This is a genomic window from Actinomyces sp. HMSC065F11, assembly GCF_001813085.1.
In the GTDB taxonomy this organism is placed as follows: domain Bacteria; phylum Actinomycetota; class Actinomycetes; order Actinomycetales; family Actinomycetaceae; genus Gleimia; species Gleimia europaea.
The window spans coordinates 649,074-661,612 of the sequence record NZ_KV811470.1 but is presented as its reverse complement, the minus strand read 5'-3'; the positions used below and the strand labels follow the sequence as shown (position 1 = coordinate 661,612).

Below are 12,539 nucleotides of genomic sequence, written 5' to 3'. Positions count from 1 at the left end.
TGAGAGTTTGGTCGCATTTTGGGCCAAACGCTCATTCGCGCCACATTTTTGGGACTAATGGCCGGCACTGCGCCAGTTATCGCCAATACCCATAGACACGTCCAGGGGCACATCCAAGGCAACCGCGTTAGACATCGCATGCTTCACGAGCTTTTGAATCTCGTCCTTCTCACTGTTCTTAATCTCAAGCACAAGTTCGTCATGCACCTGTAGTAGCACGCGTGAACTCAAACCCGATTCGGCTAGGGCACTATCAAGATGAATCATCGCAACCTTGATGATGTCAGCTGCAGATCCTTGAATTGGCGCGTTGAGCGCAGCGCGCTCGGCCATCTCTCTTCGCTGGCGGTTAGTCGAAGTGAGGTCCGGTAGGTAGCGACGCCTCCCAAACAGAGTGGTGGTATACCCCACCTTGCGAGCGTTCTCCACCAACCCTGCGAGGAAATCCTGTACTCCCCCAAAACGTTCGAAGTACTTATCGCGTAGCTCTCCGGCCTCGGCAACGCTGATGCCGAGTTGCTGGGACAGGCCATAGGAGGATAGGCCATAAGCTAAGCCGTAGGAAGTTGCCTTGATTCGGCTACGCAGATTCGAATCGACCTCATCAACGGGCACGTGGAACACCATGGCGGCCATGGTCTTGTGCAGATCCTCACCCGAGTTGAAAGCCTCGATCAATGCCGCGTCTTCAGACATGTGCGCCATGATGCGCATCTCGATCTGTGAATAATCTGCAGTGAGAAGGGCGTCGAAACCATCCGCCGGAACAAATGCCTCGCGAATCCGCAGTCCCTCTTCCGTACGGGCCGGAATGTTTTGCAAGTTCGGCTGGGTTGAGGACAGACGGCCCGTGGCGGCCTTCGTCTGCTCGAATGTGGTGTGAATGCGCCCATCGGACCTCACCGAACCGATCAGGCCGTCAACCGTTTGGCGCAGCTTAATCTTGTCGCGGTGCTCCAGCAGGTGTGCAAGGAAGGGATGCTCCGTTTGCAAGAACAGCTTTTCAAGAGCATCCGCGTTTGTGGTGTATCCCGTTTTAGTCTTCTTGGTCTTGGGCATATCCAATTCGTCAAACAGTACCGTTTGCAGTTGCTTTGGACTGGACAGGTTCACCTCGTGTCCAATCACCTCGTAAGCGGCATCGGCGGCGCGGCCCACCATGCTGTCAAGCTCATCTGACATCGCCCGCAAAGTGTCCATGTCCACACCAATGCCCACGTGTTCCATCTTCCACAACACGTTTTGCACCGGTAGCTCCATTTGCTGGAATAGCTCCCACGCGTCCTGCTTGTTCAGCTCTGCCCTCATTGGCGGTTCCAAATCGTACAGAGCTTGCGCAAGGATCACTTTCTGCGAATGATCGGTGAGCAAAGACAACTGCCCGTCAGACTCTTCGGCCGCAACAGTGCGGTCCAAATATCGTCGCGCTAGAGCCGGCAGCTCATAGCCTCGCTGGTCGGGGCGCAAAAGATAGGCGGCTAGCTCAGCCTCAAACCAAATATTTCCAAAGTCAATACCTCGCTGGCCAAACAGGTGACGCCACTTTTTTGCCTCGTGAGTAATCACGCGTGCCTTGCTAAACAAAGCTTGGAGTTCATTCGCAGCGGCCTCATCAAGATCAACTGGATCTACAACCAACGCCCTTCCAGGGGTGTACAGCACAAACACTTCGATATCGCTACCAGCCAGCGCCGGCAGCACCGCCAAGAGGTCACCCTCCTCTACCGGTTGTGCCCACGCTTCGATTCCAACCTGCGGATACGTTGATGTTTCAACCTGCACGGCCTCACTTGCCGATGGTGTGGGAGCCTTGTCCTGATCAGCTACATCTACAGCAAAAACTCGGGAGCGAAGCGTTGCGAACTCAAGGGAATCGAAGAGCTCCTCAACCCCATTGCGGTCAAACGGCTTACGTTCTAAATCCGAAAGCTCCACTGCCAAATCGACGTCACGAAGCAGTGCATTTAGGCGGCGATTACGACGCACATCTTCTAAGTGCTCGCGTAGCGCTTCGCCGCGCTTACCGCCGACCTTGTCCGCATTCTTGATCAGCTGATCAAGGCCGCCGAACTTCTTCAACCACTGTGCTGCCGTCTTATCACCCACACCGGGAACGCCCGACAGGTTGTCAGCCGACTCCCCCACCAGCGCGGCAATCTCCGGATACTGCGCCGGCACTACGCCGTACCGATCCGTCACCGCCTGCGGATCCATCAATCTCAAGTCAGACATTGAACGTCCCGGATAAATCACGAACGTAGAATCGGTGACCAACTGGAAGGTATCGCGGTCTCCAGATGCCAAATACGTCTCCATGCCCGCTTCTTCTGCCATTGAAGAAACCGTTGCGAGGACGTCATCGGCTTCTACGCCCTCTTTCACAACCACGGGGATGTCTAGCTTCTTAAGCACCTCTTGAATGAGCGGAACCTGGCTCTTAAACTCATCCGGCGTCTTCGCACGCCCCGCCTTATATTCGGGATATTCATCGGAGCGGAAAGACTTCTCAGCGGCATCAAAAGCTGCCAACACGTGCGTTGGTTCGTAGTCGGCAAGCATCTTCACAAGCATCGAAACGAAACCGTAGACCGCGTTAGTGTGCTGCCCCGTGCTCGTAATGAAAGATTCCACGGGAAGCGCGTAGAACGCGCGAAACGCCATCGAATGGCCATCTAGTACTAGAAGTCGTTTTTCACTCACGCCTTCAAGCCTAGAGCAGAGGGACGCAATTCACAGCACCTACGCTGTTGGCAAGACATAACCGAACGCCTATTACACCCCTCGGTACACGTGCAAGCCAGGAGGAACGTAAGGTGAGAACTAGTTATTTAAGAAAGGAACGACGGTGCCTCACTTCGATAAGCAGACCCTCATGGCGCGCACCGAGATGGAAGTTATCAAGCTTTCGCCTACAAACTGCGTGATGCGCATGCCGGTAGATGGCAACAGGCAGACAGCGGGTGTACTGCACGGGGGCGCGAGTGCTGCCTTAGCAGAAACTGCGGGCTCCTTAGCTTCGCGTGAACATGCCCGCACTATTGGCGATGACTTCGTTGCGGTTGGCGTGGAACTATCCATCCAACATATTCGACCCGCTAAAGCCGGCTACGTTACCGCCGCGGCAACCGCGATGCATTTAGGGCGCACCCGCTGCGTACACCGGGTAGATATAACAGATGAGGGCGGCAGATTAATATCCACCGCCCTGATCTCAAACCAGATCATTAAGAAACCGTGAGGGCTACTCTCCCACCTGATCTACAACCGCGTCAGCGACTTCGCGCATAGAAAGGCGCCTATCCATAGACGTCTTTTGAATCCAGCGGAATGCCTCCGGCTCCGTCATCCCCATGCGCTCCATGAGCAAGCCCTTAGCGCGGTCAACAACCTTACGCGTTTCGAAACGCTCGGTCAGATCGGCAATCTCATCTTCCATGGCGAGCATCTCAGCCTGCCTCGAAACGGCGATCTCCACAGCAGGAAGCAGGTCCGTAGGCGAGAACGGCTTAACAACGTATGCCATCGCTCCTGCATCGCGTGCACGCTCAACAAGCTCAGCCTGCGAAAATGCGGTTAGCATGACCACGGCGCAAGAGAGCTCCTTCAAAATGCGTTCCGCTGCGGTAATGCCGTCCATCTTCGGCATCTTCACATCAAACACGCAAAGATCAGGTTCTAGTTCAAGCGCCTTCGCAACTGCGTCCTCGCCATTATCTACCTCAGCAACTACGTCGTATCCAGCACCTTTAAGGGTTTCAACAATATCCAAGCGGATTAGAGCTTCGTCTTCAGCGACAACAACCCTGCGCGTTTTACGTTCAGTGTCACTCATAACATTCCTAAATTTTGGTCCAACTTAAAACTATGGCTATTCTAGACCTTGGTTCCGTTCAAACGGTAACAATGCCCCGGTGGCCCAACTGGCAGAGGCGGTCGACTCAAAATCGGCATGTTGTGGGTTCGAATCCCACCCGGGGTACTTTTTGTAGCCTCATCGCCAAGCGCGTAATCAATCATTAGCGCTTTCCTGGCCACGTACCGCGTGATGCACCTTAGCCAGTTCTGACCTTGTGAAATAACGTGCACGGTTAATCACCAGCTCCCTCGCCACCGCTACCCGCGAGGCAGGGGCAAACTTGGTCTTAAACGTCGTCAGGTGATCCAACCCTGGTGTGGTTGACGATCCAACTCCCATCAGATCAACCATGTCGCAACCCGCCGCATTTGCTTGTTCAAAAAGCTCGCCCAACAACAAGTCTGGCGCGTACATGCGTTTGCCCTCCGGCGTGGAGGCAGAAAAGTAATACGTAGCCAGCCGGCCCCACTTGGTCCAAACCAACCAGCCCAGTGCGTTACCATCCTCAGTCTCACAAGTGAGGAGCTGTGCCGCATCATGCTTACTCAATGCTTCTACAAACTCAAAGTAGCGCTCATCTGGAAGCGCTAGATCACCAAGGGTGTTTCGTAGCATTTTCACCAGCGGGCGCATCTGCTCCAACGTGATATCTGATCGATCAAACACCACCCCTGGGCATTCTCGGCGTGCCTTGTTAATATCTCGACGGCCGCGCTTCTTCAACGCCGGGAAGTAATCTCCCCCTACATCAACAAAAACGGTGGTGTCATACGCAACATCTTCAATAGGGGGTCTCATTTGGGAGTGGTCATGCCATACATGCATGCGCACAAACGTTGCATGTGCATCTTTTGCCAACCGGCGCACGTCCTCAATAAATAGGGCTTCTTCCTCCGCATTGGGAGGCTCCCCAATCCATGAGGGCGCCGACCTTGCCCACAAATACCGCATCCGGTAGATGGAGAACCATTTGAAAGTAACTAGTGCACGGGCCTGCCCATTCACCCAAACGTACCTGGAACCGTTCAGTAACTCGCGACCTCCAACCAGAGCGTCATACTCGTCCCATACTGGTGTATTCTCAATACCCACAGCGCAGTTGGAAGAAAATGCGATGCTTTCATATTCTTCATCGCTAATCGGTTGTAGACTGCTAGTCACTTCGAGCCTCTATCTAGGTTCGTTCTAACCACTTAAGATAAAGCGCCCATTTTAGACCGCGCGAAGCGCACCTAAGTACTCGCATTGCCTAAAAATGATGGGAGCTTGATAGCTCTTCATAATCTATCAAGCTCCCGTGAAAACACCTACAGAACCAGATGTTCTAATAGGCGCTGTCTTCCCTCATGCAACCTGGACAAGACTGATGCCAAGGTAATCAGCTGCCTGCTTACGCGTTGCCGGTACGGCCAACGCGTCAATAGCGCGCCTTACCTGCATCGAATCGACATCCTTAAACCATGGGCGCACAGCCTCTGCAATGTTCATCTCGCTAAGGTTGCGGGCCTGACGGCTTGTGTGCATGTCGTAAATGCTAAACATCTGCATAGCTATCTCCTTCCTACTATCCGGCCGGATATGCGCAACGGCAGCGCAGGTAATCCAGCCCCACAAAACTGAAATGCTTCATCCGCTAGGCGTCTGGGAAACCGGAGAAACCGGCCTGTAGCAAGTGCGCTACAACGCCTTAACCATTTACGGCGAATAATATAGTAAATCATATTAATGCCGGGGCTGCAAGTAGCAACCCCGGCATTAATATTCGAATGCGAACTGGACTAGATTCCGCCACCAATCGAATAATCGACGTCATCGCCAATCGTATGGATACGAAGCGAGTTAGTAGAACCCGGCGTGCCCGGCGGCATACCAGCCACGATCACCAGCACGTCGCCCACGTCCGCCAACTGCGAAAGCCGCAGGACCTGGTCGACCTGCCACACCATGTCATCCGTATGCTTCACTTCCGGTACACGATAAGTTTGAATACCCCAGGACAGGGCCAACTGGTTACGCGTGGTTTCAAGCGGGGTGAACGCGAGCATCGGGATAGGTGAACGCAAACGCGACATCTGCCGCGCTGTTGAACCCGACTGGGTGAAGTTCACGAGGAACTTAACATCCAAACGCTCACCAATCTGCGCAGCTGCCTGGGTCAAGACCGAAGAGTTCGCAACGTTAAACGCGCCGATCGGAGCAATACGCTCACCGCCGTTCTCCTCAACGTTTTCAATAATGCGGTCCATTGTGCGAACGGCCTCAATCGGGTAGGCGCCAATCGACGTCTCACCAGAAAGCATTACCGCGTCAGCCCCGTCCAAAATCGCGTTAGCACAGTCAGATGCCTCAGCACGCGTTGGCCTCGGATTCTTAATCATCGAATCCATCACCTGGGTTGCAACAATAGCCGGCTTCGCGCGGCGGCGAGCAAGCTCAATCGCACGCTTTTGTACCAGCGGGACCGTCTCGAGCGGCACCTCAACGCCCAAGTCGCCACGGGCGACCATGATGCCGTCAAACGCTTCCACGATCTCTAGCAGATGCTCAACGGCTTGCGGCTTCTCAATCTTGGCAATTACCGGGCGGTAAATACCAACCTCTTCCATGACCGCGTGAACATCGTTAATGTCCTTTGCATCACGCACAAAAGACAGGGCAATGAAATCGGCACCAATGTTAAGCGCCCAGCGAAGATCTTCCTCATCCTTTTCCGTCAGTGCGGGCACCGAAACAGCCACACCCGGAAGGTTAATGCCCTTGTTGTTCGAAACATTACCGGGAACCTCAACGCGAGTCTTCACGTCAGTATCAGTTACCTCAATGACACGAACCGCCACGTTGCCGTCGTCAATCAACAGACGATCACCGGGGCGGCAGTCACCTGGAAGCCCTGCAAACGTGGTTGACACCAATTCCTTTGTTCCCGGCACGTCGCGGGTGGTGATGGTGAAAGTATCACCCACGTTCAAGTAGTGCGGGCCATCCTCAAAACGTCCCAAACGGATCTTCGGGCCCTGCAAGTCAACCAGCACGGCGATCGCACGGCCTGAAGCGCGCGCAGCCTTCCTCACATGCTTAATAACTGCTTCGTGGCCCTCTACATCGCCATGGCTCCTGTTAATACGAGCCACATCCATGCCGGCATCTACCAAGGCTTGAATCTGATCAGGACTCTCTGTTGCCGGGCCAATAGTGCAAACAATCTTAGCTCTACGCATATAACTACTCTACGTTCTCCTCAGTGCGTTCGGGAGCTTCCACGCGAGTCGATGCTCCCCGTTTACCCGCTATTAAGAATCCAACAATCCCAATAATAATGATTACGAGTGCCGACCAGGCATTCAAACGCATACCTAAGAAAATCTTCGCGGGATCAATCCGAAGATTCTCAATCCAGAATCTGCCAATCGCGTACAGGCTCATATACAGGAAGATCAGCTGACCGCCCTTAAACTTAAACCTTTTATCAAGGGCAATAATGACGAAGGCCATCGAGAGGTTCCAGATAACCTCGTACAAGAAAGTCGGGTGGAACAACGTGCCAGACGCATACCCAGCGGGCAGATGCCGATCGTCAATCTCCAAACCCCACGGCAGCGTCGTAGCTTTGCCGAATAGCTCCTGGTTAAACCAGTTACCAAATCGCCCCATTGCCTGAGCAATAAGTAACGTAGGCGCCACCGCATCCGCAAACGGTCCCATACGCTGACCCGCGCGATGAAGAGCAATTGCAGAACCAATCACGCCGCCAATAACGGCGCCCATGATGGCTATTCCGCCTTCCCAAATCCGGAAAATCTCCAGCCACTGCCCATTCGGACCAAAATACTTGTACGGCGAAGTAATCACGTGATACAGCCGAGCACCCACAATCCCAAACGGGATTGCCCACAGGGCCACGTCGTAAACCAGTTCTGGATTCCCACCGCGTTCCTCGTAACGCTTCTTGGTTAGTAAAACCGCTACCACCATTGCACAGGCGATAATAATTCCATACGCACGAAGAGGAACCGGCCCCAAATACCAAACGCCCTGAGGCGGTGACGGTATTGAAACCGGGAGCAGGGAAATAACACTCATGGATACAAGTTTATCCAGAACCTACTGCGATACGTAGTTGAGAAACTCAGTGCGCTTGGTAAAGCTGGGCTTGACGCTCGTGAATTCCCTGCTGAATACGCTTTTTGCGATCTGCAAGTAGCGCCGGGTGTTGAGCTGCCGAAACCATTTCGGCCACCAAAGCGCGCGGGTCACTAGCTGAGACTAAAGACTTTCCAACCAGGACCGAATCCGCTCCTGCCCTCGCATACACGAAGACATCCCGCGGATCACGAACGCCAGACTGAGCAACCGCGATCACATCGGAGGGGATCACATCAACAATCTCGTCAAAGTTCGAACGATCAATCTTCAGATTGTGTAGATTGCGTGCATTCACACCAATCGCCTTCGCACCCGCATCCAGGGCCCGTACCGCCTCAACCCGCGAATCTACTTCCACCAGGGCAGACATTCCCAAAGACTCGATGCGTTCTATGAATCCTCGCAAATGAGGCTGATCCAATAGAGCCGCGAAAAGGAGCACCATGTCGGCACCGTAGGCCCGAGACTCGTGAATCTGATACGGCGAAATAATGTAATCTTTGCGCAGTATTGGCAGGTCAATAGCGCGCCTTACAGCCTGCAAATCTGCCAACGAACCATCGAAATGACGGTTCTCTGTGACGCAAGCAACCATGGTTGCTCCCCCATCAACGTACTGGCGCGCCAATGCACCAGCATCCGGGATCGGAGCAATATAACCATCGCGTAAATTGCGACGCTTGATCTCCGCCATAATCGTTACCGCGCCAGGACCTTTGAGGGCACCAAGAGCATCACGTGGCGACGGGGCTTTCAAGGCGCGGCGCTTCATCTCATCCAAACTGACGCGCTGCTCGCGATGGGCAAGCTCTGCCCGCACATCCGCAAGCACAGAGTTCAGGACGCTCATGGTCTCCTCCTTCCCACCAAGAGTGTCGCAAACCGTGGCGCCGATCACCAAATCCGTTCACCTAGCAGACACCGACTTGACTACAAAAGCGGACAGGACCGAAGCCCTGCCCGCTCTTGCTTAAACGTGAGTTCTAACCCTGGATGGCCGGTAAGGTGCCTCCCTCAAGGAAGCATGATCGCTTACCCGTATGGCACGCGGCGCCCACTTGATCGACCTCCACCAGGAGGGCATCGCCATCGCAATCGAGACTAACCCGCTTTACAAACTGGAAATGCCCAGAGGTGTCTCCCTTGCGCCAGTACTCGCCCCTAGAGCGAGACCAGAACGTAACCCGCCCCTCCGTCATTGTACGGTGCAAAGCCTCGTCGTTCATCCACCCGACCATGAGGACTTCCCGGGTATCAAACTGCTGAATAACCGCGGCAAATAAACCGTTCTCGTCTCGTTTCAATCTTGCTTTGATAGCAGGATCGAGCTGCGATTGCGATGGTGCCTTCACTTGTCCCTAGAACTTTCCTGAAACTTTGAAACCGGCATCGGCCAAGGCGCTCTTTACCTGCGCAATCGAGACCTTGCCGAAGTGGAACACCGACGCTGCCAGAACCGCGTTAGCACCCGCGCGTGCGGCCTCCACGAAGTGCTCCACTTCGCCGGCACCACCTGAAGCGGTGATCGGCACGTCCACGGCCTCACGAATCGCGCGCAGCAAATCCAGATCAAACCCGGTCTGCACACCGTCTGCGTCCATTGAGGTCAGAAGGATTTCACCAACACCTCGAGCCGCGGCGTCCTTCGCCCAACCCACAGCATCGATTCCGGTGGACTTTGAACCACCATGTGTAGTTACCTCATAGCCAGACGGGGTAGAAACACCGTCCGCGCAGCGGCGCGCATCCAAAGCCAAAATGACCTTCTCGGTGCCAAAACGCTGCGCCAGTTCATCCAATACATCCGGACGATCAATCGCTGCAGAATTGACCGAAACCTTATCCACTCCCGCTTCAAACAGACGCTGAGCGTCCTCCACATTGCGAATACCCCCACCCACAGCGAATGGGATTGAAACAAGACCCGCAACTTTGGCAACTAAATCGACCATCGTGTCACGGCCCTCAGTTGTAGCCGAGATATCAAGGAACGTAAGCTCATCGGCGCCCGCATCAACATACGCCGACGCAAGCTGCGCGGGGTCACCAGCGTCCTTCAGATGAACGAAGTTAACGCCCTTCACCACGCGCCCGTTCTTAACATCCAGACAAGGAATAACTTTAATGAAGTCGTTCATGAGGTGACCTCCTCTGATTCGGTAGTTGACGGCGTCAGTGTACCGCCTTCACGCTGCGCCGCGATAATGTCGATCACCATAGTTACAGCACCGTCCCCCAACGCCATCTCGGATGGAATGGTCAGAGCAAGACGCGAGCCCACCCGCTGATCGGTTAGTGCAACCCGCACCCCGGGCATGGCTTCGGCTAAATTAATGGCTTTTGGGATGCCTTTCCACCAGGTTGAATCTTGCACCACGGAATCGGTCCAGTTAGCACGCACAAATTGAACCAAAACACTGTCCGTATTTTTAACCTGAATTCCGTCGCCGCGTACCAGCATTTGGACTTTCAAATCATCCGGCGGATCACCCGGATCGTGTGAGATGTTTGGACCGGTGTCGGTCATTGTCACCTTGAGAGGACCGCCCTGTTCCTCTACCACTTCACCGGACGCGGCCGAATGGAGCACGTCCACCACATTCACTTCCGTTCCCAGCTCACCGCCGCGTGAAACGGGCCGGACAAAAAGTACTCGTGAGCCCTCCGGCTTGCCCACAACGCCAGCCAAGAGTGCCTCGTCGAAAGAATCTGGCGAAGCCAGTCCAACCTGGACCGATGGGTGGCTCGATTGATCCACCGCTCTTCCCGTTGCACCATCGAATGACCAGATCGCGACGATAAGCGGTGAATCAGCAGCGATTTCCCGTCCCGATCCCTGTTCCAACAGCTCTACCTTTTCCGAAGAGACCGATACTGAACCGGATATAGAAAGTGTTGGGATGCGCCCAACCGTTCCTGACACCTGAATCTTGTCGCGCCACGTCTGTGCGGGCTGAGCGTCTTCATCGGTCCGGTAATGCTGCACGATGAAAATGGTTAACGCGATCACTAGCAGAACAAGAACGCCCAGTGCCTCACGCCAATAACGCAAGATGCGCCGATGTAGCTTATTGCGCTGCTGCATACGGGACGGTAGATGCTTCGAAGGTGCTGCTTTTTCAGCTTGGTCTTTACTCATGCGAAACTCGCTAACCCGGTGTCCTGCTCGGCGATCAACTCCAAAATCCTATCCGCGTCCCTATCGGCAACCGCGAACGGATCGGATAAAACCACGTGAGGTGCGCGGTGGTCATCCAAGCGCAAGTGAAGCCAGTCCGCCCCAAGCTGTCGTTTAGCGTCCTCGGCGGCCGCAATCACCTGGCCGCGAATATGTGCGCGTGTAGTTTCGGGAGGAACCGACATCGCTTTTCGCACTTCGCTGGGATCGGTAAGACGAACCATCTGGCCCGATTCCTCCAACCGCCTGCGAAAATTCGCCGTGATGTCGTGGTAAGCAAGCTCTAGGCGCGCCACTCGTGGATCATCCAGGCCACAGTTGGAACGCTCAATAAACCGTGTGAATAGGCGCTCCTTTATGGCCCAATCCAGTTCCGTTGCTACGCTGCTGTGATCGCCGGACTCCACCGCATCGAGCGCGCGATCCCACAGGTCCAGCATTCGCAAAGTAAGCGGGGAGGCATCCGCCGTATCAACCACCGCAAGGGCCCTGCGCTTCAGTTCCCGCTGAAGCTGGGCCACACTCATCCTTGTTCCGTCAACCAGCTCCACCTCGATATTCGAGCCCAGCTGGAAGTCAATCTGGCTGATCACCTTCATCGGATCTTTGAGTGCTAAATCGGCGATACGCACGCCCGCCTCAACCGCGGACAAAATGAGGTGGGTCATCACTACTTTTACCGCGGTTGAACACTCCGCAACATTCGTATCACCCACGATCACGTGCATTCTGCGGTATTCGCCGGGGTTAGCAAGTGGCTCGTCTCGCGTATTAATAATCGGGCGAGAATTAGTAGTAGCTGCAGAAACCGGGTCATCCATAAACCGCGCACGCGGTGAATACCCTAGCCGCGGCACTCCATCGCGATGCACGTGACCGGCACCCGTCACAATCTGCCTCGTCACGAAAAACGACACCAATGCATCGGCCACATCCCTAAAGTTGCGATTACGGCGAAGCAGATAATTCTCATGGCAGCCAAACGAGTTGCCCGCGGCGTCCTCATTCGTAGAAAACAAATGAATGCGTCCACCCCTCCCCCGCTGCTCAAGAACCCCGTTTGCTACATCGGCAAACTCGGCGAACAGGGATTCACCCGCGCGCACCTGCAAAAGTAGGTCTTCAACCCGGTCGCACTCCGCCGTGGCGAACTCCGGATGCGCGCCCACATCCAAATACAGTCTGCCTCCATTGCGCCAAAACACATTTGTTGACCGCCCCGCCTTAATCAGCGGTTCAAACAGGAGATGCGCGGCCTCCTCGGCAGACAGCGGAGCATCACCGCTTCCCGTTGAAGCACAAGTAATACCGTATTCCGTCTCTATCCCAAAAATTCTACGATTCAAAACAGCTCCAGCCGAC

Annotated in this window: 12 protein-coding genes and 1 tRNA gene; 2 read left to right on the top strand and 11 right to left on the bottom strand. The window is 54.6% G+C overall.

Features of this window, described 5'->3' with window-relative positions; genetic code table 11:
- Window positions 1–54 precede the first annotated feature (54 nt).
- The gene (gene polA, locus HMPREF2891_RS05460) at window positions 55–2,700 is read right to left on the bottom strand and encodes a DNA polymerase I (RefSeq protein ID WP_083309285.1); all 2,646 of its coding nucleotides are present in this window, start codon (window positions 2,698–2,700) and stop codon (window positions 55–57) included.
- A gap of 145 nt (window positions 2,701–2,845) precedes the next feature.
- Here polA and HMPREF2891_RS05455 point away from each other — a divergent pair, with 145 nt between their 5' ends.
- Complete coding sequence (locus tag HMPREF2891_RS05455) at window positions 2,846–3,238, top strand: PaaI family thioesterase (RefSeq protein WP_083311262.1); 393 nt, start codon at window positions 2,846–2,848, stop codon at window positions 3,236–3,238.
- Between the two features lie 3 nt (window positions 3,239–3,241).
- On the opposite strand, the gene HMPREF2891_RS05450 is transcribed toward HMPREF2891_RS05455, so the two are convergent.
- The gene (locus tag HMPREF2891_RS05450; protein WP_070617380.1) at window positions 3,242–3,832 is read right to left on the bottom strand and encodes an ANTAR domain-containing response regulator; all 591 of its coding nucleotides are present in this window, start codon (window positions 3,830–3,832) and stop codon (window positions 3,242–3,244) included.
- A 73-nt stretch (window positions 3,833–3,905) separates the two neighbouring features.
- Between HMPREF2891_RS05450 and HMPREF2891_RS05445 the strand changes: the two genes are divergently transcribed.
- A tRNA-Leu gene (locus tag HMPREF2891_RS05445) sits at window positions 3,906–3,979 on the top strand.
- Between the two features lie 30 nt (window positions 3,980–4,009).
- Here HMPREF2891_RS05445 and HMPREF2891_RS05440 read toward each other — a convergent pair.
- The 9 genes from HMPREF2891_RS05440 to HMPREF2891_RS05400 all read right to left on the bottom strand — a co-directional run bounded on the left by HMPREF2891_RS05440 (window position 4,010) and on the right by HMPREF2891_RS05400 (window position 12,523).
- Complete coding sequence (locus HMPREF2891_RS05440) at window positions 4,010–5,017, bottom strand: GNAT family N-acetyltransferase (RefSeq protein WP_148131713.1); 1,008 nt, start codon at window positions 5,015–5,017, stop codon at window positions 4,010–4,012.
- 183 nt (window positions 5,018–5,200) lie between these two features.
- Window positions 5,201–5,404, bottom strand: a complete 204-nt coding sequence (locus HMPREF2891_RS05435; protein ID WP_034507798.1) for a hypothetical protein — start codon at window positions 5,402–5,404, stop codon at window positions 5,201–5,203.
- 230 nt (window positions 5,405–5,634) lie between these two features.
- On the bottom strand, window positions 5,635–7,074 hold the full coding sequence (pyk, locus tag HMPREF2891_RS05430; RefSeq protein WP_034507801.1) for a pyruvate kinase: 1,440 nt from the start codon (window positions 7,072–7,074) through the stop codon (window positions 5,635–5,637).
- Window positions 7,075–7,078: 4 nt separating this feature from the next.
- Window positions 7,079–7,936 (bottom strand): prolipoprotein diacylglyceryl transferase, encoded by an 858-nt coding sequence (gene lgt, locus HMPREF2891_RS05425; protein WP_070617382.1) that lies wholly within the window; start codon window positions 7,934–7,936, stop codon window positions 7,079–7,081.
- 46 nt (window positions 7,937–7,982) lie between these two features.
- Complete coding sequence (trpC, locus tag HMPREF2891_RS05420) at window positions 7,983–8,849, bottom strand: indole-3-glycerol phosphate synthase TrpC (RefSeq protein WP_070664288.1); 867 nt, start codon at window positions 8,847–8,849, stop codon at window positions 7,983–7,985.
- A 133-nt stretch (window positions 8,850–8,982) separates the two neighbouring features.
- Window positions 8,983–9,351 carry a phosphoribosyl-AMP cyclohydrolase gene (hisI, locus tag HMPREF2891_RS05415; RefSeq protein ID WP_070617387.1) on the bottom strand — a complete coding sequence of 123 codons (369 nt, stop codon included), beginning with the start codon at window positions 9,349–9,351 and terminating at the stop codon, window positions 8,983–8,985.
- 6 nt (window positions 9,352–9,357) lie between these two features.
- Entirely contained in the window at window positions 9,358–10,137 is a 780-nt protein-coding gene (hisF, locus tag HMPREF2891_RS05410; protein WP_070617390.1) for an imidazole glycerol phosphate synthase subunit HisF, read from the bottom strand.
- Complete coding sequence (locus HMPREF2891_RS05405; protein ID WP_070664194.1) at window positions 10,134–11,138, bottom strand: FKBP-type peptidyl-prolyl cis-trans isomerase; 1,005 nt, start codon at window positions 11,136–11,138, stop codon at window positions 10,134–10,136. Before HMPREF2891_RS05405 ends, hisF begins: the two co-directional genes overlap by 4 nt.
- Complete coding sequence (locus HMPREF2891_RS05400) at window positions 11,135–12,523, bottom strand: proteasome accessory factor PafA2 family protein (protein WP_070664192.1); 1,389 nt, start codon at window positions 12,521–12,523, stop codon at window positions 11,135–11,137. The genes HMPREF2891_RS05405 and HMPREF2891_RS05400 overlap by 4 nt, the downstream gene beginning before the upstream one ends.
- Window positions 12,524–12,539 lie beyond the last annotated feature (16 nt).

Excerpts from the sequence above, each read along its gene's own strand:
- HMPREF2891_RS05435 (WP_034507798.1), bottom strand. The coding sequence starts at position 5,404 with ATGCAGATGTTTAGCATTTACGACATGCACACAAGCCGTCAGGCCCGC.
- trpC (WP_070664288.1), bottom strand. The coding sequence starts at position 8,849 with ATGAGCGTCCTGAACTCTGTGCTTGCGGATGTGCGGGCAGAGCTTGCC.
- HMPREF2891_RS05405 (WP_070664194.1), bottom strand. The coding sequence starts at position 11,138 with ATGAGTAAAGACCAAGCTGAAAAAGCAGCACCTTCGAAGCATCTACCG.
- lgt (WP_070617382.1), bottom strand. The coding sequence starts at position 7,936 with ATGAGTGTTATTTCCCTGCTCCCGGTTTCAATACCGTCACCGCCTCAG.
- hisF (WP_070617390.1), bottom strand. The coding sequence starts at position 10,137 with ATGAACGACTTCATTAAAGTTATTCCTTGTCTGGATGTTAAGAACGGG.
- pyk (WP_034507801.1), bottom strand. The coding sequence starts at position 7,074 with ATGCGTAGAGCTAAGATTGTTTGCACTATTGGCCCGGCAACAGAGAGT.
- HMPREF2891_RS05450 (WP_070617380.1), bottom strand. The coding sequence starts at position 3,832 with ATGAGTGACACTGAACGTAAAACGCGCAGGGTTGTTGTCGCTGAAGAC.